At 72.2% G+C, this 22604-nt stretch carries 24 protein-coding genes and 3 tRNA genes; 8 read left to right on the top strand and 19 right to left on the bottom strand.

Annotated features, from left to right (window positions below):
- Nucleotides 1-73 precede the first annotated feature (73 nt).
- Nucleotides 74-580, top strand: a complete 507-nt coding sequence (locus tag Q1B24_RS02950; RefSeq protein ID WP_299923044.1) for a DUF1638 domain-containing protein — start codon at nt 74-76, stop codon at nt 578-580.
- Here the strand turns inward: Q1B24_RS02950 and Q1B24_RS02955 are convergent.
- Nucleotides 577-1425 carry a methylenetetrahydrofolate reductase gene (locus Q1B24_RS02955; protein ID WP_299923045.1) on the bottom strand — a complete coding sequence of 283 codons (849 nt, stop codon included), beginning with the start codon at nt 1423-1425 and terminating at the stop codon, nt 577-579. The two genes, Q1B24_RS02950 and Q1B24_RS02955, sit on opposite strands and share 4 nt — an antisense overlap.
- Before the next feature lie 129 nt (nt 1426-1554).
- Complete coding sequence (locus tag Q1B24_RS02960; RefSeq protein WP_299923046.1) at nt 1555-2265, bottom strand: hypothetical protein; 711 nt, start codon at nt 2263-2265, stop codon at nt 1555-1557.
- Nucleotides 2266-2461: 196 nt separating this feature from the next.
- Between Q1B24_RS02960 and Q1B24_RS02965 the strand changes: the two genes are divergently transcribed.
- The gene (locus tag Q1B24_RS02965; protein WP_299923047.1) at nt 2462-3661 is read left to right on the top strand and encodes a histidine kinase; all 1200 of its coding nucleotides are present in this window, start codon (nt 2462-2464) and stop codon (nt 3659-3661) included.
- Entirely contained in the window at nt 3658-4335 is a 678-nt protein-coding gene (locus tag Q1B24_RS02970) for a response regulator transcription factor (protein ID WP_299923048.1), read from the top strand. Before Q1B24_RS02965 ends, Q1B24_RS02970 begins: the two co-directional genes overlap by 4 nt.
- Nucleotides 4336-4458: 123 nt before the next feature.
- On the opposite strand, the gene rplL is transcribed toward Q1B24_RS02970, so the two are convergent.
- Together rplL and rplJ are read right to left on the bottom strand one after the other, a co-directional pair.
- Complete coding sequence (rplL, locus tag Q1B24_RS02975) at nt 4459-4848, bottom strand: 50S ribosomal protein L7/L12 (protein WP_299923049.1); 390 nt, start codon at nt 4846-4848, stop codon at nt 4459-4461.
- A gap of 89 nt (nt 4849-4937) precedes the next feature.
- On the bottom strand, nt 4938-5603 hold the full coding sequence (rplJ, locus tag Q1B24_RS02980; RefSeq protein WP_299923051.1) for a 50S ribosomal protein L10: 666 nt from the start codon (nt 5601-5603) through the stop codon (nt 4938-4940).
- Nucleotides 5604-5888: 285 nt separating this feature from the next.
- Between rplJ and Q1B24_RS02985 the strand changes: the two genes are divergently transcribed.
- Complete coding sequence (locus Q1B24_RS02985) at nt 5889-6878, top strand: DnaB-like helicase C-terminal domain-containing protein (protein WP_299923053.1); 990 nt, start codon at nt 5889-5891, stop codon at nt 6876-6878.
- Nucleotides 6879-6915: 37 nt separating this feature from the next.
- On the opposite strand, the gene Q1B24_RS02990 is transcribed toward Q1B24_RS02985, so the two are convergent.
- From Q1B24_RS02990 to Q1B24_RS03015, 6 genes are all read right to left on the bottom strand, one after another.
- Nucleotides 6916-7773, bottom strand: coding sequence for a hypothetical protein (locus Q1B24_RS02990; RefSeq protein ID WP_299923055.1), 858 nt, complete (start codon nt 7771-7773; stop codon nt 6916-6918).
- A gap of 168 nt (nt 7774-7941) precedes the next feature.
- Nucleotides 7942-8664: a 50S ribosomal protein L1 gene (gene rplA, locus Q1B24_RS02995; RefSeq protein ID WP_299923057.1), complete on the bottom strand. Its 723-nt coding sequence runs from the start codon at nt 8662-8664 to the stop codon at nt 7942-7944.
- Between the two features lie 62 nt (nt 8665-8726).
- A complete protein-coding gene (gene rplK / locus Q1B24_RS03000) occupies nt 8727-9155 on the bottom strand; it encodes a 50S ribosomal protein L11 (RefSeq protein ID WP_056907132.1) in 429 nt (142 codons plus the stop codon).
- A 218-nt stretch (nt 9156-9373) separates the two neighbouring features.
- Nucleotides 9374-10222, bottom strand: coding sequence for a transcription termination/antitermination protein NusG (gene nusG, locus Q1B24_RS03005; protein ID WP_299923062.1), 849 nt, complete (start codon nt 10220-10222; stop codon nt 9374-9376).
- Between the two features lie 50 nt (nt 10223-10272).
- Nucleotides 10273-10530 (bottom strand): preprotein translocase subunit SecE, encoded by a 258-nt coding sequence (gene secE / locus Q1B24_RS03010; protein ID WP_299923064.1) that lies wholly within the window; start codon nt 10528-10530, stop codon nt 10273-10275.
- 39 nt (nt 10531-10569) lie between these two features.
- Nucleotides 10570-10642, bottom strand: a tRNA-Trp gene (locus Q1B24_RS03015).
- A 150-nt stretch (nt 10643-10792) separates the two neighbouring features.
- Here Q1B24_RS03015 and Q1B24_RS03020 point away from each other — a divergent pair.
- A complete protein-coding gene (locus Q1B24_RS03020) occupies nt 10793-11842 on the top strand; it encodes an adenosine deaminase (protein ID WP_299923066.1) in 1050 nt (349 codons plus the stop codon).
- Between the two features lie 181 nt (nt 11843-12023).
- Here Q1B24_RS03020 and Q1B24_RS03025 read toward each other — a convergent pair whose 3' ends face one another.
- The 9 genes from Q1B24_RS03025 to Q1B24_RS03065 all read right to left on the bottom strand — a co-directional run bounded on the left by Q1B24_RS03025 (nt 12024) and on the right by Q1B24_RS03065 (nt 17505).
- Nucleotides 12024-13082, bottom strand: coding sequence for a UDP-N-acetylmuramate dehydrogenase (locus Q1B24_RS03025; protein WP_299923069.1), 1059 nt, complete (start codon nt 13080-13082; stop codon nt 12024-12026).
- Nucleotides 13075-13479, bottom strand: a complete 405-nt coding sequence (locus Q1B24_RS03030) for a MaoC/PaaZ C-terminal domain-containing protein (RefSeq protein ID WP_299923071.1) — start codon at nt 13477-13479, stop codon at nt 13075-13077. Before Q1B24_RS03030 ends, Q1B24_RS03025 begins: the two co-directional genes overlap by 8 nt.
- On the bottom strand, nt 13476-13889 hold the full coding sequence (locus Q1B24_RS03035) for a MaoC family dehydratase N-terminal domain-containing protein (protein WP_299923073.1): 414 nt from the start codon (nt 13887-13889) through the stop codon (nt 13476-13478). The genes Q1B24_RS03030 and Q1B24_RS03035 overlap by 4 nt, the downstream gene beginning before the upstream one ends.
- A gap of 167 nt (nt 13890-14056) precedes the next feature.
- Entirely contained in the window at nt 14057-14227 is a 171-nt protein-coding gene (gene rpmG, locus Q1B24_RS03040) for a 50S ribosomal protein L33 (protein ID WP_056907127.1), read from the bottom strand.
- Between the two features lie 49 nt (nt 14228-14276).
- A tRNA-Met gene (locus Q1B24_RS03045) sits at nt 14277-14353 on the bottom strand.
- Between the two features lie 38 nt (nt 14354-14391).
- Nucleotides 14392-14464: transfer RNA gene (locus Q1B24_RS03050), tRNA-Thr, on the bottom strand.
- Between the two features lie 46 nt (nt 14465-14510).
- On the bottom strand, nt 14511-15929 hold the full coding sequence (locus Q1B24_RS03055; protein ID WP_299923075.1) for an amidase: 1419 nt from the start codon (nt 15927-15929) through the stop codon (nt 14511-14513).
- A gap of 41 nt (nt 15930-15970) precedes the next feature.
- Nucleotides 15971-16525, bottom strand: coding sequence for a DNA-3-methyladenine glycosylase I (locus tag Q1B24_RS03060; protein ID WP_299923077.1), 555 nt, complete (start codon nt 16523-16525; stop codon nt 15971-15973).
- A gap of 32 nt (nt 16526-16557) precedes the next feature.
- A complete protein-coding gene (locus Q1B24_RS03065) occupies nt 16558-17505 on the bottom strand; it encodes a pirin family protein (RefSeq protein ID WP_299923079.1) in 948 nt (315 codons plus the stop codon).
- Nucleotides 17506-17639: 134 nt separating this feature from the next.
- On the opposite strand from Q1B24_RS03065, the gene nemA reads away from it, so the two are divergent.
- From nemA to Q1B24_RS03080, 3 genes are read left to right on the top strand one after another with little or no spacing between them, the layout of a single operon-like run.
- Nucleotides 17640-18734, top strand: coding sequence for an N-ethylmaleimide reductase (gene nemA / locus Q1B24_RS03070; RefSeq protein WP_299923081.1), 1095 nt, complete (start codon nt 17640-17642; stop codon nt 18732-18734).
- A 58-nt stretch (nt 18735-18792) separates the two neighbouring features.
- Nucleotides 18793-20676, top strand: a complete 1884-nt coding sequence (locus tag Q1B24_RS03075) for an ABC transporter ATP-binding protein (RefSeq protein WP_299923083.1) — start codon at nt 18793-18795, stop codon at nt 20674-20676.
- On the top strand, nt 20673-22598 hold the full coding sequence (locus Q1B24_RS03080; RefSeq protein ID WP_299923085.1) for an ABC transporter ATP-binding protein: 1926 nt from the start codon (nt 20673-20675) through the stop codon (nt 22596-22598). The genes Q1B24_RS03075 and Q1B24_RS03080 overlap by 4 nt, the downstream gene beginning before the upstream one ends.
- Nucleotides 22599-22604: the final 6 nt, after the last annotated feature.

Here is a 22604-nt window from a genome sequence, read left to right on the forward strand (position 1 = left end):
CCGGGTCGCCCTGATCGCCTGCGGGGCCCTCGCCCAGCCCGCTGCGGCCGTCGTCGACCGCCACGGCTGGGCCGTGGACGTCCATCCGCTCCCACCGCTGCTGCACAACCACCCCGAGCGGATCGCGGGCGAGGTGCGCACGCTGGCGGCGCGGCTCGCGGCGACGTACGGCCGGGTCGTCGTCGGCTACGCCGACTGCGGCACCTACGGCGCCCTCGACGACGTGTGCCGCGAGCTCGGGCTCACCAGGCTCCCCGGCCTCCACTGCTACGACGTCTATGCCGGCGCGTCCCGCCTCGAGCGCTTCTTCGACGAGCAGCCCGGCACCTACCTGCTCACCGACTTCCTGGTGCGGTCCTTCGCCCGCACCGTGGTCCAGGAGATGGGGCTCGACCGCTACCCCGAGCTGCGGGAGGCCTACTTCGGCAACTACACCCGCGTCGTCTGGCTGGCCCAGGCGCCCGACGACGAGCTGCGCGAGCTGGCCGACGGTGCAGCCGCGACGATCGGGCTGCCCCTCACGGTCGTGGAGACCGGCGACCACGGGCTCGAGCAGGCCCTGGCCGGCCTCGTCACCTAGACATCGCGCAGTCGTTCGAGCATCTCGGTGCGCCAGGCCTCGGTCTCGGCGACCTGGTTGAACGTGAAGACGTGCAGGCCCTCGACGAGCGCTCCGTCCTCCCCCAGTGCGGGCGCGCACTTCTCCAGGAAGGACTCGCCGGTGAACCCGCCCGGTGCGGCGAGCCGGGCGAAGAGGCCCTTGTTCTTGGCGAGGAACTTCGTCGACTCGCCCACCCCGATCCTGGTCGCCATCGCCAGCAGCTTGGTGCGCTCGACCGGCCCGGGCAGCCCCAGCAGCAGCGGCATCGCGACACCCCGGGCGCGGAGCCTGCGCACCCAGTCGCGCACGACCGCGGGGTCGAAGGTGAGGTTGCTGACGATGTGGGTGGCGTAGCGCCGCTTGTCCCACATGGACTGCACGGTGAGGTCGTCGTGGATGGTCGGGTGCGACTCGGGGTAGCCGGTGATCCCGACGTGGGCGAACGGCGAGCCGAGCTCCTTCAGGTCCTCGAGCAGCGCGAGCGCGTCGGGGTAGTCACCGACCGCCTCGGCGTCGCCGCCGGGCACGAACACCCGGCTGATGCCCTTGCCGCGCAGCCGTTCGGCGATCTCGGCCAGCTCGGCACGTCCGGACACCATGCGTGCGGCCAGGTGGGGGACGACGACGTAGCCGTGCCCGGTGAGGCGCTCGGACAGGTCGAGGGTGGCCTCCAGCCCCTTGGACGGCGACGCGGTCACCGTGACCGCACGGTCGCGGGGCAGGTGGGTGAGGACCTTGTCCTCGGTGGCCGCGGTGGGCAGCACCTCGTAGCGGGCGTTCTCCAGCAGCCGGACCACGGTCGCCGCAGCTCGCTTGTTGCGCATGGAGCAACTCATTTCATGATGCGCATCAGATGCGCCTCATGGTAGTCCGTCGACCACCCGAGGAGAAGTGGCATCGGACGCCCGAGCGGCGGCCGCCACGGCGAGTGGCGGCCGCCGGACGGGTGGGGGTCAGGCGCCGACCCGGTTGCGCTGCACCAGGCGCCAGCCGACGACGTACGACGGCGCGTAGCACAGCAGGGCGAGCCCGATGCCGATCGGACCGCCGACGACGCCGAAGGCGATCATCGGGAGCAGGCTGAGCGGCACGAGCCACCAGGCGATCACGCCGGCGCGGGCCAGCCCGGCGTAGAGCACCGGGAAGCCGAGCAGGGCGAAGACCTTCGCCGACAGCAGCCACACCGCGACCGAGGGAGCGCCGGTGACCTCCTCGAAGACCGAGACCGCGGTCGCGGCCGGGAGCTGGTGGTCCAACGCGGGCAGGACCCAGTCGCTGTAGAGCAACCCGGAGAACTGGATGGAGCCGAACGCCGCAGCCAGCCCGCCGAGGACGGTGAGCATCCGTCCCCGGCGTCCGCGGACCAGGCCGATCGCGGCGATCGCCCCGAACGCCGCGAGCACCCACGAGTAGTGGAAGAGGTTGGCCGAGAGACCGGTGAGGAACGGGTCCGCGCCCAGGGACTCGATGTAGGCCCCGGCACTGCCGTCGTCCTGCGGGGGGCTGGTCGCCGCCCCGGCGACGAAGAGCAGCGACGACGACGCCAGGGCGACACCGCCGAGGGCGCCCAGCAGGCCGGGCTGGCCGGCGGCTGCCGGCTGATCGGTGGACCGCGCGGTGGTCTCGGCGGCGTGACGGGTGGTCGCGGTGGGTGAGCTGGTCACGATCTGTCCTTCGGTGAGGTGGTGGTCTGACACCTCGAAGTCTTCGCCGTGGAGGACGTGCCGTGGATCGGCCGCGGAGCCCGTGACGGCCGCCCTCACGGACCCCTCCCCGCAGCTCGGGGTCCTCCGCCGGGAGGACACCGGGTCGTCTGCGCGGACGACCCCGGGAGCGCCGACCGCTCCCTAGAGTGAGCGCATGGACAGCACGGCCCGCCGCACCGCCGCCTATCTCGTGGTCGCCACTGTCGTCGCGATCGCGGCGCTCCTCGAGGCCGGTTACGGCGGCCCCGGCGCGGCCCTGTCCCCCGTGACCGTCCTCGCCGCGCTGCTCACCGGCGTCTCGGTGGCGCTCGGCCGGTGGTTCCCGCTGGTCGGCGTCGTGCTGCTCAACGCGACCATGGTCGCCTCCCAGCTGATCAGCTCCTCCGGCCTCCCGATGGTCGGCGGGGCGCAGCTGATCGCCTGCGTCCTGCTCGTGGGCAACGCCGCCTACCTGCTTCCGCGCGTCCCGGCGCTGGTCGCCTACGGCGTCTCGGCCGTCGTCCCACCGCTGTGCCTCGTCATCGAGGGCGAGTCGGTCTGGGAGTTCGTCTTCTTCGCCCTCATCCTCGCACCGGCGTGGGCTGTCGGCGTCCTGCTGCGGCGGGAGCAGCTCCGCTCCGCCGAGCTCGCCGCCCTCGCGGCCGAGCTCCACGCCGAGCGGGAGAAGCAGGCCGAGGTGGCGGTGGCCGAGGAGCGCACGCGGATCTCGCGGGAGCTCCACGACGCCGTCGCGCACACCGTCAGCGTGATGACCCTGCAGGTCGGGGTCGTACGCCGTCGGCAGGAGCCCGGGTCGGTCGAGGAGGAGACCCTCCTGCGCGCCGAGGGCCTGGGCCGCCAGGCCGTCGACGAGCTGCGCCGGATCGTCGGCATCGTGCGCCAGGGGGAGTCCGCGACGCTGGCTCCCGTGCCGTCGCTCGACCTGCTTCCCGGCCTCGTGGAGGAGGTGCGCCGCACCGGGGCGGTCATCGAGCTGCAGACGTCGGGCGATGCCTCGACGGTCCCGCGAGCCGTGGCGATCTCGGCCTACCGGGTGGCGCAGGAGGGCCTGACCAACGCCCTGCGCCACGCGCCCGGGGCGCCCGTCGTCGTACGCGTCGACGTCCGTCCCGGCGAGGTCCGCGTCACCGTCGACAACGCGGCGCCCGACCGGCACGCGGAGGCACCGGTGGGCGATCCTGCCCACGGCGGCCACGGGCTGGCCGGACTGCGCGAGCGCGTCTCCGTGCTGGGTGGCGACCTCGTCGCCGGCCCCACCCCGGACGGTGGCCACCGACTGGCCGCCACCTTGCCCACTGCCGTGCCCGCCTCGGTGCCCACTGCCGCTCCGACTGCCGGGGCGGTGCCGCGGTGAGCGGTACGACGTTGCGCGTCGTGGTCGCCGACGACGAGGCGATGGTCCGGGCCGGGTTGCGGCTGCTCCTCGACGGCGAGGCCGACCTCGAGGTCGTCGGGGAGGCGGTCGACGGGGAGGACGCCGTCCGCGTCGTCCGCGACCTGCGACCCGACGTCGTGCTGATGGACGTGCGCATGCCCCGGCTCAACGGGCTCGACGCGGCGCGGGAGGTGCTCGCCGACGTGCCGGGCACGCAGGTCGTGGTGCTCACGACCTTCGACGAGGACGAGGTCGTCGACGAGGCCCTGCGGCGCGGGGTCGCCGGCTTCCTGCTGAAGAGCTCACCGCCGGAGGCCATGCTGGACGCCGTGCGCCGGGCGGCCGCGGGGCAGGGGGTGATCGACCCGAGCGTCGTCCCCGGCGTGATCAGGAGGCTGGGCCACGCACCCGCGGCCCGGCGGCGCGCACCCGAGCTCGACCTCCTCACCCCGCGGGAGACCGACGTGCTGCGCCTGGTCGGGCTGGGCCTGTCCAACGCCGAGATCGCAGCCGACCTCTATCTCGGCGAGACGACCGTCAAGACCCACCTCGGCCGCGTCCTCGACAAGCTCGGGCTGCGGGACCGGGCCCGCGCGATCGCGTGGGCCCACCGGTCGGGGCTGCTCGAGGACGACGGCACCACCCCGCCCTGACAGCGGCCCTGAGGCGCTGACGGCGGGGCCAGGACAGCCGAAGGGCGGCCACCCCTGCTGGGGTGACCGCCCTTCGACGGTTGCTGCGGTGCAGCGAGTGCTAGCCCACGGACCAGCGGAGCGTCACTTGACGGTGACGGTGGCGCCGGCGGCCTCGAGGGCCTCCTTGGCCTTGTCCGCGGCGGCCTTGTCGACGTTCTCGAGGATCGTCTTGGGCGCGGCCTCGACGAGGTCCTTGGCCTCCTTCAGGCCGAGGGAGGTCAGGGCGCGCACCTCCTTGATGACGTTGATCTTCTTGTCGCCGGCGGCCTCGAGGACGACCTCGAAGTCGGTCTTCTCCTCGGCGGCGTCGCCACCGGCAGCGCCACCGGCGGCCGGGGCAGCGGCCACGGCGACGGGGGCAGCGGCGGTCACGCCGAAGGTGTCCTCGAACTGCTTCACGAACTCGGAGAGCTCGATGAGGGTCATCTCCTTGAACGCGTCAAGGAGCTCGTCGGTGCTGAGCTTCGCCATGATGGCAAACCTTTCGTCAGTGGGCGGCAGCGTGGCGCGGAGCGACACGCTCGCCCGATGTGTTCTGTAGGTGGTGTACGTCGGCCTGGTCAGGCGTCGGTGGACTCGGCGGCCGGCTCGGCAGCCTCGTCGGTCGCCGCGGGCTCGGCGGCCTCCTCCGAAGAGGGGGCCTCCTCGACCGGGGCGTCCTCGGCAGCCGGAGCAGCCGGCGTACCGGCACCACCTGCGAGGATCGAGGGGTCCTGCTCGGCCTTGGCCTGCAGCGCACCCGCGAGACGGGCGGCCTGGGCGATCGGCGCGTTGAGCAGGTAGACGGCCTGGGAGAGGCTGGCGAGCATCGCGCCCGCCATCTTGCCCAGGAGCACCTCGCGCGACTCGAGATCGGCCAGCTTGGCGATCTCGGCAGCGTCGAGGGGCTTGCCGTCCAGGACTCCACCCTTGATCACAAGGGCGGGGTTGGCCTTGGCAAAGTCACGCAGACCCTTGGCGGCCTCGACCACGTCTCCATTGATGAAGGCGATGGCGGTGGGGCCGGTCAGCAGGTCGTCGAAGCCTTCGATGCCCACCTCGGTGGCGGCGATCTTGGCAAGCGTGTTCTTGACCACGGCATAGTTGGCGTTCTCGCCGAGGGCACGCCGCAGGTCCTGCAGCTGCTTCACGGTGAGCCCGCGGTACTCGGTCAGCACAGCGCCGGCGGAGCCGTTGAAGGACTCAACGATCTCTGCGACGGCGGCAGTCTTTTCTGGCCGCGCCATGGGTCTCCTTCCGGGGTTGACCACCGGCATCTGGCCCACAGACGACGAACGCCCTGAGCACAGGCTCAGGGCGTGGGTGCGGCCGGAGCCGCTGCTCTGAATCCTGCGCCGGCCGCCCGCTGCTGCGGACCTTCGGTCACGAGCGAGGAGCTCGTGACAACCTGCGGTCTCTGGTTTCGAGTGGAACAGTACGCGCCGGGGCGCGGACCAGACAAATCGGTGGGGTCGGCCCGCAAACCGCGCAATCGCCCCACCCCGGCCGCCCATCACTGGTCCAATGGCCCCGTGGATCACCAGCTCATGACCGTGGGGGCCTCCCTGGCCCGTAGCGACGAACGCATGCTCACCGGACGCAACGCGGCCGGGCGCCTCTGGAAGACCGGCTTCGGGGGCCTCGACCCCCTGATCGGGGGCGGGATGCGGGCCGGCTCCCTGGTGCTGCTCGCCGGACCTCAGGGCCTCGGCAAGTCGACGTTCGCCCTCCAGGTCGCGCGCAACAACGCCGCCACCGGCCGCCCGGTCCTCTACTTCTCCTACGAGCACGACGCCGAGGACCTGACGCAGAAGCTCATCGCCATGGAGGCCGGCGAGCTCGACGACTCCGACCAGGTGCGGGTCACCAGCATCAGGTCCATCTTCGACGACCTGTGGGTCAGCTCCCTGGAGCACCGCCTGGAGTCGGTCCCCTCCGGTGTCGAGGCGCTGACCCGTGTCGCGCAGTACTCCGAGATGCTGTTCGTGCACCGCTCCACCGGCTCACGCACCGACCTCGCCGCGATCCAGAACGCCATCGACGCCGTGCGCGAGCTCTCGGGCACGACCCCGCTGGTGGTCGTGGACTACCTGCAGAAGGTGAAGTCGGCCCACGAGGACGAGGAGTCCAGCACCACCGAGATCGTCGAGGGCCTCAAGGACCTCGCCATCGACATCAGCGCGCCGGTCCTCGCGATCGCCGCGGCCGACAAGGAGGCCCTCCGCTCGGGCAAGCGGATGCGGGCCAACGACCTGCGCGGCTCGAGCGCCCTGGCCTACGAGGCCGATGTCGTGCTGGTGCTCAACAACAAGTTCGACATCGTCGCCCGCCACCACCTGACCTACGACCTCGGCAACGCCGAGCGCTTCCGCGACTACGCCGTCCTGACGGTGGAGAAGAACCGATTCGGTCGCGACGGAGCGGTGCTGCAGTTCCGCACCCGCTTCGACCAGGGCCGCTACGAGCCGGAGGGCTCGGAGGTCAAGGAGCAGCTGATCGACGAGCGGGTCTTCCGGGAGTGAGGGGCCGTGTCAGTCTTGGCGACCCGCCCGCCGTCGCTCACATCCCCGGCTGCTGGGTGACCTGGCTGGCCGGGGGCTCCTCGATCTCGACGTCGGTGCCGAAGTCGGAGTAGGTGCCCTCGGTGGTCGTGGTGGTCGGCTTGCCGCCGCCGACGGCCGGGATCTGCATGGTCTGGGTGAACTTGCGGGGCAGGTCGTCGGCGTCGACCCACATCTCGGTCACGAGCTCGTCGGGGAGCATGTCGGCCATCGCGGCCGGGAACTCCATGGCCTTGAGGTACTGCGTCGGGTCGAGGGTGATCCGGTAGCGGTTGGCCTCGACGCCGTCGACGTCCTCGGACCCGACGAGCTCGAGCTTCTTCGGCGCCTCCATGGCCTTGAACATGACCTCGGGATCGGTCGCCTTGCCGATCATCCCGAACAGCGAGTTGGGGTCGCTCAGGTCGATCTTGAGCCACTTGTCGCCGGTGCCGAGGTCGGGCGACTTCATGTACATCGCCTTGCCGAGCAGGATCATCTCCATCGCCTGCGCGCCCGTGCTGGAGGCCTGCATCTCGACGCCGTCGGCACCGAAGCGGGCCTGGCCCGTCATGGTCTGCGTCTGGCCGGCGGAGCCCGACGTGGTCTCGAACGCGAAGGTCTCGGCCTCGCGCATGGCCTCCATGACGGCGGGATAGAACTCGTCGGCGGACAGCTCGGCCAGCGAGGCCTCGGCAGGCTCCTCGGTCTCCTCGCCGCCGGCCGCCTCGTCGGTGGTCGCGTCGCTGCTCTCGTCGGTCGCCGAGCTGGTGGACTCGCCGGAGCCGGAGTCGTCGCTGCACGCGGCGAGCCCGACCCCCATGGTCAGCACCAGGGCGGCAGAGCCGAGGCGGCGGGCGAGGGGCGTGACGCGCATGTGTGTCTCCTGGGACGAGTGGTACGACGGTTCGGGTGGCAGGTGTGCCACTGACGTTCTACCCGATGCACCCCCAGCCAAACGGCGTACGGCCGCGGGAAGCAGAACGGGAAGCAGAACGGCCCGGCCGCCCCGAGGGGGCGACCGGGCCGGTCAGGCGGCGGTGGATCAGGCCTGGACGGCCTCGTCCTCCGACGCGACGTTCTTCACGCGGTTGGGGTCGACCTGGATGCCGGGGCCCATCGTCGTGGAGACGGTGATCTTCTTGATGTAGCGACCCTTGGAGCTGGCCGGCTTGAGACGCAGCACCTCCTCGAGGGCAGCGGCATAGTTCTCCGCGAGCTGGGCCTCGGAGAAGGACGCCTTGCCGATGATGAAGTGCAGGTTGGCGTGGCGGTCGACGCGGAACTCGATCTTGCCGCCCTTGATGTCCGTGACGGCCTTGGCGACGTCGGGGGTCACCGTGCCGGTCTTCGGGTTGGGCATGAGCGAGCGCGGGCCGAGGACGCGGCCGAGGCGGCCGACCTTGCCCATCATGTCGGGCGTCGCGACGACGGCGTCGAAGTCGAGCCAGCCGCCGGCGACCTTCTCGATCAGCTCGTCGCCACCGACGAACTCGGCGCCGGCCTCTCGGGCGGCGTCGGCCTTGTCGGCGTTGGCGAACACGAGGACACGGGCGGTCTTGCCGGTGCCGTGCGGGAGGTTGACGGTGCCGCGGACCATCTGGTCGGCCTTGCGCGGGTCGACACCCAGGCGCATGACGACGTCGAGGGTCTCGTCGAACTTCTTCTTGGAGCCACCCTTGGCGATCTTGATGGCGGCCAGCGGCGCGTAGAGCTCGTCCTTGTCGAACGTCTCGGCGGCCGCGCGGTAGGTCTTGCTGCGCTGCATTGTCTTCTCGATTCTCTGGTGCGAAGGATGTGGTTAGCGAGCCAGCGCGGCTCTCCCACGTGTCAGTCGGTCGTGACGCCCATCGAGCGCGCAGTGCCCTCGACGATCTTCATGGCCGCGTCGATGTCGTTGGCGTTCAGGTCAGGCAGCTTGGTGGTCGCGATCTCGCGGACCTGGTCCTTGGTCAGCTTGCCGACCTTGTCCTTGTGCGGGACGCCCGAACCCTTGGAAAGCCCGGCAGCCTTCTTGATGAGCTCGGCGGCCGGCGGGGTCTTGGTGATGAAGTCGAACGTGCGGTCCTCGTAGATGGTGATCTCGACGGGGATCACGTTGCCGCGCATGGACTCGGTCTGGGCGTTGTAGGCCTTGCAGAAGTCCATGATGTTGACGCCGTGCGGGCCGAGCGCCGTACCGACCGGCGGGGCCGGGGTGGCCGAACCGGCCTGCAGCTGCACCTTGACGAGTGCGGCGATCTTCTTCTTGGGAGGCATTGCCTTCTTCTTTCTCTCGTGTGGTCATGACGAGGGCACCTGCCCCCTGCCACGGGTTGTTGCTACTTCATTGTCGCTTCTGCACGGCCAGCGATGAAATCAAGCCGCTCAGGTGGGTTTCAAGACGCGTCACGCAATCCCTCGCTCCGCTCGGGTCTACGTCGACGCTCCTCAACCTCTTCGTCCTGCGAAGTCCTCGCAAGCTCGGACTTCGGGACTCAGACCTTCTGGATCTGCGAGAACGACAGCTCGACCGGCGTCTCGCGGCCGAAGATCTCGACGAGGGCCTTGACGCGCTGGGACTCGGCGTTGATCTCGGTGATCGTCGCGTGGAGCGTGGCGAACGGACCGTCGACCACCATGACCGAGTCGGACACGTCGAAGTCGGCGACCTCGACCGGCTTGCGCGGCGTGGTGGAGGCACCCTTCTCGCCCGAGGCGGCGGCCTCGGCCTCGGCGACGGCAACGACGGCCGGCGCGAGCATGTCCTCGACCTCGCTCATGCTCAGCGGCACGGGCTGGTGGCTGTGGCCCACGAAGCCGGTGACCGACGGCGTGTGGCGCACGGCGGACCAGGACTCGTCGGTGAGGTCCATGCGGACCAGGACGTAGCCGGGGAGGACGGTGCGGGTGACCATCTTGCGCTGGCCGTTCTTGATCTCCGCGACCTCCTCGGTGGGGACCACGATCTCGTGGATGTAGTCCTCCATGTTGAGGGAGATGATGCGGTTCTCGAGGTTGTGCTTGACCCGCTTCTCCATACCGGAGTAGGTGTGCACGACGAACCAGTCGCCCGGCTTGGCCCACAGCTCGCGGCGGAAGGCCTCGAGGGGGTCGTTGTCCTCGGCGGCGGTGTCGGTGGACTCCTCGTCGGAGTCGGCGGACTCCTCGTCGACCGGCTCCTGGTCGGCGGCCTCGGTGTCGGACACCTCAGGGGCGTCGTCACCGGCCTCGTCGGTCACGTCCTCGGTGTCCTCGACGACGTCGGCGTCGGCGTCCTCGGGGGTCACCTCGTCGACGGACTCGACCTGGTCGTCGACCTGGTCCACGTCATGGTTGTCAGACACGTCTCACTCCGTAGTTCGTAGCTGGGGGCGGGGAACTGTCTCCCCCGTCGTCACTGGACGCTGCTGCCGCCGGTGAAGACCTCGAAGACCAGCTTTCCGAAAGCCAGGTCGAGGACCGTCACGAGCGCCATCACCACGACGACGAAGACCAGCACGACGAAGAAGTAGGTGATCAGCTGCTGCTGGGTGGGCCACACCACCTTGCGGAGCTCGGCCACCACCTGGCGCAGGAACGTGGCGGGGCTGGTGCGCCCACGGTCGTCGCCGCGCGAGTCGCGCCGGTCCTGAACCGCGTTGCCGTCAGCCACGTCATCCACCTTCTCGTTGTTGCTGTGCAGTGTTCCTCGCAGGGCACGAGGGACTTGAACCCCCAACCTTCGGTTTTGGAGACCGATGCTCTGCCAGTTGAGCTAGTGCCCTCCGGTGGCCTCGTCCCCATCACTGGGGGCATGCCGAAGCATGTGGCGAAACCACCAATCCGGAAGCATACGGGGCGGCCCCGGTCCCAGTCGAACCGAGGCACCCCACCGGCCGAGCGGGACGCGCACCGGGTCCCCCTACGATGCGGGCATGGCAGGTGCGGGGGCAGGGCCGGCGGAGGGTGCTGAGCAGCGCCGCGAGGTGTCCCGGCTCCCGAAGGCCCACCTCCACCTGCACTTCACCGGGTCGATGCGGCACGGCACGCTGCTCGAGCTGGCCGAGCGCGACGGCATCGCGCTGCCCGACTCGCTGGTCGAGGACTGGCCACCGCGGCTGAGCGCCGCCGACGAGAAGGGCTGGTTCCGCTTCCAGCGCCTCTACGACGTGGCGCGCTCGGTGCTGCGCACGCCCGACGACGTACGCCGCCTCGTGCTGGAGGCGGCCGAGGACGACGTGCGCGACGGCGGTCGCTGGCTGGAGATCCAGGTCGACCCCAGCGGCTACGCCGCCCGCTTCGGCGGCATCACCGCCTTCACCGACCTCGTCCTCGACTGCGTGCGCAACGCGTCGGAGCGCACCGGGCTGGGCATCGCGGTCGTCATCGCCGCCAACCGCACCCGCCACCCGCTCGACGCCCGCACGCTGGCGCGCCTGGCCGCCCAGTACGCGGGCCGGGGCGTGGTCGGCTTCGGGCTGTCCAACGACGAGCGCCGTGGGCGCACGGAGGACTTCGAGGGGGCGTTCCGGATCGCCGAGCGCGCCGGTCTGCTGCTCGTGCCGCACGGCGGCGAGCTGCGCGGGCCCGACCACGTGCGGCAGTGCCTCGACCGCCTCGGCGCCCACCGCCTCGGGCACGGCGTACGCAGCGCGGAGGACCCGGCACTGCTGGACCGGCTCGTCGGGTCCGGCGTCGCGCTCGAGGTCTGCCCGGTCTCCAACGTCTCGCTCGGCGTCTACAGCGACCTGACCTCGGTGCCGCTGCCGCAGCTCCTCGCCGCCGGCGCGACGGTCGCGCTGGGCGCCGACGACCCGCTGCTCTTCGGCTCCCGGCTCGCCGGTCAGTACGCCACGATGCGCGCCGCCCACGACCTCGACGACGCCACGCTGGCCCGGCTGGCGCTGATGTCGTTCGAGGCCTCGCAGGCACCGTCCGACGTCGTGGCGGCGGCGAAGCGGGACATCGCCACCTGGCTCGCCTGAGCCTCCCCACGAGGTATCTAGGGACGATCTGGCGGCAAAAGGGGTCCCCCGCCCACAGTTTCGTCCCTAGATACCGGATGAGCCCAGGACCGCGCACGTGCGGCGGAAGTGGCCCCGGATCCGCCGTTCCAAGGGCCACATCCGCCGCACGTGCTGACAGGTGGGCCGCCGAGGCCTGGGGTCAGAGGGAGCAGCCGACCGTCACGGGCTCGTTGACGAGGGTGACCCCGAAGCGCTCGCGCACCCCGTCGCGGACCTCCCGGGCCAGGGTGAGCAGCTCCTCGGTGGTGGCGCCGCCGCGGTTGGTGAGGGCGAGCGTGTGCTTGGTGGACAGCCGTACCCGGTCCCCCGCGGCCGCGCTGGCGTAGCCCTTGCCGAAGCCGGCGTGCTCGATGAGCCACGCGGCGCTCGACTTCACCGAGCCGTCGGGCTGGTCCCAGCGCGGGGCGCCGTCGGGCAGCGCGGCGGCCTGCTCGGGGGTCAGGAACGGGTTGGTGAAGAACGAGCCCGCGCTCCAGGTGTCGTGGTCGGCGTCGTCGAGGACCATCCCCTTGCCGCCCCTGAGGGCGAGCACGGCGTCGCGCACCGCCGCCAGCGGGGCCCGCTCGCCCGGCTGGACGCCGAGGTGGCGCGCCAGCTCGGCGTACGCCACCGGCTCGGACAGGTCGCCCTGCCGCAGCTGGAAGGTCACCTCGAGCACGACGTAGCGCCCGGGCTCGGCCTTGAAGCGGCTGTGGCGGTAGCCGAAGGCGCAGTCCGCGGCGGCGAAGGTGCGCTGCGTGCGGTCGACGCGGTCCCACGTGCGGACCCGGGAGATGGTCTGCGAGACGTCCTGGCCGTAGGCGCCGACGTTCTGGATCGGCGTCGAGCCGACGGCTCCGGGGATCCCGGACAGCGCCTCGATACCGGCCCACCCGTGGGTGACGGCCCGCGCCACCAGCGCGTCCCAGTCCTCGCCTGCCGCCACCGTGAGCACCACGCCCCCGCACTGGGCGAGGGCGTCCACGTCGCAGGTGTCGGTGTCGGCGTCGACGCCGGTGGTCGCGACCTGCACCACCCGGCCGTCGAAGCCCTCGTCGGCGACCACCAGGTTGGAGCCGCCGGACAGCAGCAGGACGGGCGTGCCGGCAGCGTCGGCGTCGGCGACGGCGGCGACCAGCTCGCACTCGGTGGTGGCCCGCACCCACTCGCGGCCGGGACCACCCAGGCGCAGGGTGGTGTGGTCGCGCAGGTCAGGCACGGACGGTGGCCTCGCGCACGACGGCCTTCGGCATGCCGAGCACCTTCTGGCCCTCGCAGGTCACCTCGAGCGCGAGGGTGACGAGTCCGTCCGCCACCGACTTCACGGTGCCGCCGACGACGACCTCCGCACCGCCCTCGGCGGGTACGACGACGGGGCTGGTGAACTTCGCCCCGAGGTCGACGACCTCCGCGCCGCCGGTCCACTCCGCGACCGCGCGGCCGACCAGGGCGAGGGTGTACATGCCGTGCGCGATCACCCCGGGGAGGCCGACGCTGCGGGCGACGTCCTCGTCCTGGTGGATCGGGTTGTGGTCGCCGCTCGCGTCGGCGTAGGCGACGAGGTCGGCACGGGTGACCGTGAAGGTCCTGGTCCCGAGCACGTCCCCGGCGATCACTGGCCCGCCTCCGACCCGGCGGAGTGGACGAGGGTGGCCTTGCCGGTGCAGACGACCGCTCCGGTGGCGTCGGTGATCTCGCTGGCCGTGGCGATGATGTCGGCACCGCCGATCTGCCGCAGACCGGTCACGGTGAGGGTCGCGGCGAGCTCGTCGCCGACGGCCAGCGGGCGGGCGTAGGCGAAGCGCTGCTCGCCGTGCACGATGCGGTGCAGGTCGATCGCCTCGGCGTCGAGGAAGGCCTGCATCGCGTCGAAGGCGAGCACGATCGGGAAGGTCGGCGGGACGGCGTCACCGGGCTCCCCCGGGTGGCCGACGGCAGCGGCGAAGGCGCTGACCCGCTCGGGGGTCACGGACAGGGGGGCCGGCGCGGGGAACTCACGCCCCACCAGCGAGGGGTCGACGGGCATGTCACGACACTAGCCGGGCACGAGGGACGAGTGCGCGGCGTGGGGCGGGAGGTCGAGCAAGCGCGCGAGCGAGCTTGCGAGCTCGCGACCGCGCGTCGAAACCAGGGCCTACAAACACGACAACCCGTCCGAGTACTCGGACGGGTCGGGTGTGACGAAGAACGGCGTCAGCGGGTCTCGCGGTGGATCGTGTGCCGGCGGTCGCGCGGGCAGAACTTCTTCAGCTCGATCCGGTCGGGGTCGTTGCGCCGGTTCTTCTTGGTGATGTAGTTGCGCTCCTTGCACTCCGTGCACGCGAGCGTGATCTTGGGGCGAACGTCAGAGCTCTTGCTGGCCATGAGGAGATCCTTGGGTTGCGGGTGGTGCGGAGGCTGCTGCGATTTCGGGTGGTAGCGGGGGCGGGACTCGAACCCGCGACACCACGATTATGAGCCGTGTGCTCTAACCACCTGAGCTACCCCGCCGCGGAGGAAGGACCACCCCGGAGGGAGGACCGACCCAGAGCCCCTTTACGGAATCGAACCGTAGACCTTCTCCTTACCATGGAGACGCTCTGCCGACTGAGCTAAAGGGGCAACGACGGAGAACGATACACACGCCCCGCCACGATGAGAAATCGGCTCAGGCAACGCCCGGATCGGCGTGGATCCGGGGCCATCCGACGGCCTCCTCGAGCTCGTAGGCGAGCCCCAGGAGGCGTGCCTCGCGGCCCGCTCCGGCGCCCAGCATCATGCCGTGCGGCAGCCCGGCGGCGGTAGTGGCGAGGGGCAGCGAGATCGCCGGCTCACCGGTCGCGTTCTGCAGTGGCGTGAAGGCCACCCAGTCCATCAGCCGGCCCATGATCTCGTCGTAGTCCTGGTCGGGACGCAGGTGCCCGACGCGCGGCGTCTCGGTCGCGAGGGTCGGCGTCAGCGTGATGTCGTACGACGCCCGGTGCCGCGCGGCGAGACGCTGGGAGCCCCGCAGCACCGCGATCGAGAAGGGCTGCTTGTGCAGGTTGCGCGCCGCGTGGCGGGCCAGGCCGAGGGTCAGGTTGTCGAGCTTGGTCGGGTCCCAGGTGGGCCCGAAGTCCTTCTTGCCGCGGCGCGCGATGGCCAGGGCGAGCATCGACCAGAAGCGGACGAAGTGCTCGGGGAAGCTGTCCGGCACCGGGTTGTCGACCTCCTCGACGTGGTGGCCGAGCTGCTCGAGCAGCGCGGCGGTGCGCAGCGTCAGCTCGCGCACCTCGGGGCTGCAGGAGCGGCCGATGCCCTCGGTCACCACCGCGACGCGGAGCCGGGCCCGGCTGGGCCGGGTGATGTCGCCCACGGGAGCGAGGAGCGGGTTGCGCCACACCTTCTCGGCCTCGCGATAGAACGCGGCCGTGTCGCGGACGCTCCGGGTGAGGACGCCGTCGGAGACGATCCGCACCGGCATGTCGCGCATCATCCGGTCCTGGGCGAGGCGACCGCGGGTGGGCTTGAGGCCGACGAGACCGTTGACCGCGGCCGGGATCCGGATCGACCCGCCGCCGTCGTTGGCGTGCGCGATGGGCACTGCCCCGGCCGCGACCAGGGCGGCGGAGCCGGCGGACGAGGCGCCGGCGTAGTGGTCGGGGCTCCACGGCGAGCGCACCGGCCCGAGGCGCACGTGGTCGGCCGCCCCGGAGAAGCCGAACTCCGAGAGCTGGGTCTTCCCGAGCGGGATGAGCCCCGTGGCGAGGTACATCCGGGCGAAGTCGCCGTCGGCCTGCTGGGGCTGCGCGGTGAAGGCGTCGGAGCCGTGCTGGGTCGGCATGCCGGCCACGTCGACGTTGTCCTTGACGAACGTCGGCACGCCGGCGAACCAGCCGCCGCGCGGGTGGCGCGCCTCGGCGCGGGCGCGGTCGTAGGCGGCGTACGCCACCGCGCCGAGGGCGGCGTCGACCTGCTCGGTGCGGGTGATGGCGGCCTCGACGACCTCGGGCACGGACACCAGCCCGGAGCGCAGGGCCTCGACGAGGCCGGTGGCGTCGAGGTGGGCGAGGGCGTCGTCGGCGGAGAAGGCGTGCACGCGCGTCATAGCGGGGCAGCCTACGGACTGCACCGGCGCGGCGGGAGGGATCAGCGGTCGGCGCACCCGCGCCGGTGGCAGCCCTCGAGGTGGTCGTCGACGAGGCCGACGGCCTCCATCAGGGCGTACATGGTGGTGGGGCCGACGAAGGCGAAGCCGGCCTTCTTGAGCGCCTTGGACAGGGCGACCGACTCGGCCGAGGTGGTGGGCACGTCGGCCGTGGTGCGCGGCGGCGGACCTGGCTCGGGCCGGAAGGACCAGATGAACGCCTCCAGCCCGCCACGGTCGCGCAGGTCGACCGTCGCACGCGCGTTGGTGATCGCCGCGTCGACCTTGCGTCGGTTGCGGACGATGCCCGCGTCGGCCATCAGCCGTACGACGTCGCTGTCGTCGTAGGCGGCGACCGCGTCGGCGTCGAACCCGGCGAAGGCGGCGCGGAAGTTGTCGCGCTTGTCGAGGATCGTGCGCCACGACAGGCCGGACTGGAAGGCCTCGAGCGTCAGCCGCTCGAGGTGGGCGGCCTCGCCGTCGACGCGCAGGCCCCACTCGGTGTCGTGGTAGGCGAGGTTGACGGGGTCACCCGCCCCCCAGGGGCAGCGCGCCACCCCGTCAGGGCCGACGACGGGACCGGCGCCGCTCAGCGCCGCTCCTTGAGCCGCACGTTGGGCAGGACCGGGGCGGGGATGGGCGGCAGGTCGAGGTCGACCGTGCCGAAGCGGCCCGCGGACACCTCCCGGCCGTCGGCCACGACGTCGTCGGGGCCGCCACCTGCCGCGATCTGGTCCTGCCACTCCTGGCGGTAGCCGGCGATCTCGTCGTGGCTGCGGCCGATGAAGTTCCACCACATCACGATGGGCTCGCCGAAGGGCGGCCCGCCGAGGAGGAGCAGCCGGGCCTCCTCCTGCGCGGTCAGGGTGACGGTGGTCCGCCCGTGCGGGAGGTGGGCGAGGTCGCTGGGTGCCAGCTCCTGGCCGTCGACGTCGACGGTGCCCACGTCGAGCAGGACGCCGTGCTCGAAGGTCGGGTCGACCTCCACCTCGAGGCTCCTGCCGGGGGCGAGCATGACCTCGGCCCCGAGGAGCGGGGTGTGCACGGCGACGGGCGAGCTCGCGCCGAGCAGCGAGCCGATGAAGACCCGGGCCTCCCACCCCGGCCCGCGGACCGGGTCGGGGGCGAAGTGCTCGAAGCGGGGCTCGACGTGACGACTGTCGTCGGGCAGCGCGATCCAGAGCTGGGCGCCGTGGAGCGTGGTGGTGCCGCGCGTGGAGACCTCGGTGTGGCTGATCCCGCGGCCGGCGGTCATCAGGTTGATCTCGCCGGGGCGCACGGTGGCCAGGCTGCCGACGGAGTCGCGGTGCTCGAGCTCGCCGTCGAAGAGCCAGCTCACGGTCTGCAGCCCGGTGTGCGGGTGGGCCGGGAGGACCATGCCGCCGGTCTCGTCCACCTCGTCGGGGCCGTAGTGGTCGATGAAGCACCAGGCGCCGATCAGGGACCGGTGGCGCTGCGGGAGCGTACGTCGTACGCGCATCGCACGCGGGCCCCCGAGCGGGACGTCACGCGGAGCGAGCACCTCGACATCGGTCATCGACCGCCACGCTACCCCCAGGGGTGAACGAGCGCAGGTGGTCGCGTCCCCTGCGGCCCCGGGCCGACCGTGAACAGGGTCACGGTGGCCGCGGCGCCGGAACAACCGACCGGTCGCGACGGTTGGCGGCTGGCGTGCCCTTCCTCTTCGAGCCCCTGTCCCTCGGCGCCGTCCGCGCCGACAACCGCGTGCTGATGGCACCGCTGACCCGGATGCGCGCCTCGGTGCCGGGCGACGTGCCCAACGACCTGATGCGCGAGTACTACGTGCAGCGCGCCGGCGCCGGCCTGCTCATCTCCGAGGGCACCCAGATCAGCCCCGAGGGCAAGGGCTACATGGACACCCCCGGCATCCACAGCGACGAGCAGGTCGCCGGCTGGCGCCGCATCACCGACGCCGTGCACGAGGCCGGCGGGCGGATCGCCGCGCAGCTGTGGCACGTGGGGCGGGTCTCGCACGAGTCGTTCCACGACGGCGAGCTACCGGTCTCGGCGAGCGACGGGCCCTACCGCAACCGTACGACCGTGCGCGGCGAGGACGGCCGCCCGACCCGGGTCAGCTGCCCGGTCCCCCGGCCGCTCGGCCTCGACGAGATCCCCCGGCTGCTGGAGGACTACCGGCGCGCCACCGTCAACGCCCGCGAGGCCGGCTTCGACCTCGTCGAGATCCACGGCGCCCACGGCTACCTGCTCCACCAGTTCCTCGCCGCGGACAGCAACCGGCGCACCGACGAGTACGGCGGCTCGCTCACCAACCGGGCACGACTGATGCTCGAGGTCACCGACGCCGTCGTCGACGCCTGGTCCGCCGATCGCGTCGCGATCCGGATCTCCCCGATCGGCTCGTTCAACGGCACCGAGGACTCCGAGGGCGCCGAGGCGGGGTTGTACGTCGCCGGCGAGCTCGGCCGGCGCGACCTGGCCTTCCTGCACCTCTCCGAGCCGGACTGGGCCGGTGGCCCGGCGCTCGACGACGACTACCGCCGCGCCCTGCGCGCGGCCCACCCCGGCCCGATCGTCGGCGCGGGCAGCTACGACCTCGCCAAGGCCGAGCGTCTGCTCGGCGCCGGGCTGATCGACGCCGCGGCCTTCGGCCGGTCCTTCATCGCCAACCCCGACCTGCCGCGCCGGCTCGCGGAGGGGCTGCCGCTCAACCCGCCGCGGCCCGAGACGTTCTACGGCGGCGACGCCGAGGGCTACACCGACTACCCGGCGTACGGCGCGGCGTGACCCCCGGTCGATAACGGTTCGTGCCCGCACGGCACCGACGCCTAGGGTTCGACACGAGATGCAGGACTACCCACCTCGGATCGCGACGTTCTTCACGGGCACGGACGCCGCACCCACGCCGGACCCCGACACCCGATCGCCGTTGGCGTTCCTGCGCTGGATCCTCGGCCAGCAGAAGGCCCTGATCGCCCTCTCGTCGCTCTGCTACGCGCTGTGGTTCCTCCCGATGACGCTCGGGCCGTGGATCTTCGGTCGAGCCGTCGACGAGGGCATCGTCGGCGGGTCCGAGGCAGCGCTGCTGGGCTGGGCGGCGCTGCTGCTGGTCGTGGTCGTGATCGGCGGCGTGTTCGGCATCGTGTCGCACACGCTGGTCGTGCGCAGCTGGCTGGTCGCGCTCTACGGGGCCCTGGAGATGGTCACCCGCAAGGTGGCCCAGATGGGCCACGTGCTGCCGCGCCGCTCGCCCACCGGCGAGGTGCTCAGCGTGGCCTCGAGCGACTCCGACGAGTTCGGTGCGCTCAGTGAGATCCTGGCGCGCACGGTGGGCCAGCTGGCGTCCTACCTCACCGTCGCCTTCATCGTGCTGACGATGTCGTGGCAGCTGGGGCTGCTGACCCTGGTGGCCGCACCGGTCCTCGTGGGTGCGGCCCTGCCGCTGCTGCGCCCCCTGCACCGTCGCCAGCAGCTCGAGCGCTCCCGGACCTCCGACCTGACCTCCCTGGCGACCGACATCGTGGCCGGGCTGCGCATCCTGCGCGGCATCGGCGGCGAGCAGACCTTCGGTGCCAACTACGCCCGGCAGTCGCAGTCGGCCCGGCAGGCCGGCGTGGCCGCCGGCATCTGGCAGGCGGTCGTCGAGGCCGTCGGCGTGCTGCTCTCGGGCATCTTCCTCGTGGCGCTGGTGTGGCTCGGGACCCGGCAGGTGCAGGACGGCACCCTCAGCATCGGCCAGCTCATCACCTTCCTCGGCTACGGCCTCTTCATGGTGAGCCCGATCCGCACCTTCTTCGAGTTCGCCCAGAAGAGCACCCGGTCGCTCGTCAGCGCCCGCAAGGCCGTCGCGATCTTCGACGAGCAGCCGCCGTGGCGCGACCCGGCCGAGCCGGTCGCCCTCGACGGCACCGCACCGCTGCACGACGCGGCCAGCGGGCTCACCGTGCAACCGGGAGTGCTCACCGTGGTCGTCAGCGCGGTGCCCGAGCAGAGCGCTGCGCTGGCCGACCGGCTCGGGCGCTACCTGCCCGCCGACACCGAGCCCGTTCCCCTCGCGGAGGAGGACGGCACCAAGGGGCGCGCCGCCCGACGCTCGCGGGCCGAGCGGGCTGCCGAGCGCGCCCGGATCGCGGCGCTCGACGAGGAGCGGGCGCGCCGGGAGTGGGGCGTCACCCTCGGCGGGATCGACCTCTCCCACGCCCGCCTCGACGACGTACGCCGGCAGGTGCTGGTCAGCGACACCACCAGCCAGCTCTTCGCCGGCACGCTGCAGGACGCCGTGGACCCCCACGCGCGGCTGACGCGCGAGCAGGCCGAGGAGGCGCTGCGGATCGCCAGCGCCGAGGACGTCTACGACGCGCTGCCCGAGGGGTGGCAGGGCCAGCTCGACGAGCGCGGTCGTGGTCTGTCCGGCGGCCAGCGCCAGCGGGTGGTCCTGGCTCGCGCCCTGGCCGTCGACGCGCCGGTCCTCGTGCTGGTCGAGCCCACGTCCGCGGTGGACGCCCACACCGAGGCCCGCATCGCGGCCCGGGTCGCGGAGTCGCGCCGGGGCCGCACGACCGTGGTCACCACGGTCTCGCCGTTGTGGCTGCACCACGCCGACCGGGTCGCGCTGCTGCACGACGGCACCGTGGTCGCCGAGGGTCGCCACGCCGACCTGCTGGCCGACGACGAGGCCTACCGGCGCGTGGTCACCCGCGAGCTCGACGAGGAGGAGATCGTCCGATGAGCACCGACCTCCTCGCCACCTCCGCCGAGACCTGGCGCGACCGGGCCGCTGACCCGCCGGCCGTCCCGCCCGAGCTCGACCCTCCCGGCCGGGTCGGGCTGCGCGAGCGCAACCACGCGCTCTGGCAGCGCCACGACCTGCGCCGGCAGCGGGCCGAGGCCGTCTACGACTCCTCGCGCAACCCGGTGCGCGGCTGGCCGGTGTCGGGCAACCGCGCGGTGCTGGCCTTCTTCGGCGGCCTCGTGCGAGAGCGCAAGCGCTCGTTCGTGCTGCTGGTGGTCCTCAACGCGCTCGCCGCCGCGTCCGCGCTGGTCGTGCCGCGGCTGCTCGGGTCGCTCGTCAACCGGGTCGCCGCCGAGGGCGCCGCGGTGACCGGCCTCGGCACGCTCGCGCTGGCCGTGGTCGGCGTCGTCGTCCTGCAGGCCGTCTTCACCTTCGGGGCCCAGCGCACCTCGACCCACTTCGGCCAGGACCTCCTCGCCTCGGCGCGCGAGCACGTGGTGCGCACGATCCTGCGGCTCCCGGTCGGCCGGGTCGAGGGGGCCAGCACGGGCGACCTCGTCACCCGCGTCACCCGCGACGTCGGCACCATGGCCCGCTCGGTGCAGTGGGGCGTGCCGCGGCTGCTGATCTCCTTGATGACCGTCGTGCTGTCGGTCGTGGCGATGCTGCTCAACTCGGTCGTGCTCGCCGTGCCCGCCCTCGTGGTGTTCGCCCTCTGCGCCCCGGCCGTGCGCACCTACCTGCGACGCGCGCCCAAGGCGTACATCACCGAGGGCGCGACGTACTCCCGCATCAACACCACCCTCACCGAGACCGTGGAGGGCTCGCGCACCGTCGAGGCGCTGGGCCTCTCCTTGGCGCGGGTCCGGGCGGGCTCGGACGACATCGCCGTCTCGGCGCAGGCCGAGCGCTACGGCATGACCCTGCGCAACGTGCTCTTCGCGGCCCTCAACGCGGCCTTCCAGGTGCCGCAGGTCGTCACGCTCGTCGTGGGCGCCTACGGCTACAGCCAGGGGTGGGTCGACCTCGGCCAGATCACCACCGCGCTGTTGTACGTCGTCGCGCTGGCCGAGCCGCTCGACGCGGTGATCGGCGAGGTCGATCGCCTGCAGGTCGGTGCCGCCTCGACCAGCCGCCTGCTCGGCATCGCCGAGGTGCCGCCCGACCGGGAGCCCGGCGACCGGGTGCCGGCCGGCGTCGACCTGGCCGCCGAGGACCTCCGGTTCGCCTACCGGGAGGGCCACGACGTGCTGCACGGCGTGGACCTGCGGCTGCGCACCGGCGAGCGGCTGGCGGTCGTGGGACCGAGCGGGTCCGGCAAGTCGACGCTCGGGCGCCTGCTGTCGGGGATCAACCGCCCCCGCACCGGCTACGCGCGCGTGGGCGGCGTGGACCTCGTCGACCTCCCGCTCGAGGTGCTGCGCACGGAGGTCGCGCTCGTGACCCAGGAGCACCACGTCTTCATCGGCACCGTGCGCGACAACGTCGTGCTGGCCCGCGAGGACTCGCCCGACGACGCGGTGCGACAGGCGCTCGCCGCCGTCGGCGGGTGGTCGTGGGTCGAGCGGCTGCCCGAGGGGCTCGACACGATGATCGGCTCCGGCCGCTTCTCACTGACGCCGGCGCAGGCCCAGCAGGTGGCGCTGGCCCGGCTGATCATCGCCGACCCCCACACGCTCGTGCTCGACGAGGCCACCTCGCTCATCGACCCGCGCACCGCGCGCACGCTCGAGGGCTCGATGAACAACCTGCTCGAGGGCCGCACCGTCGTGGCGATCGCCCACCGGCTCCACACCGCCCACGACGCCGACCGCATCGCGGTGGTCCTCGACGGGCGCATCGTGGAGCTCGGCAGCCACGACGAGCTGATCGACCTCGACGGGGAGTACGCCGACCTCTGGCACGCCTGGACGTCCTGAGGCCGG

This window comes from uncultured Nocardioides sp., assembly GCF_947488025.1.
GTDB lineage: Bacteria > Actinomycetota > Actinomycetes > Propionibacteriales > Nocardioidaceae > Nocardioides.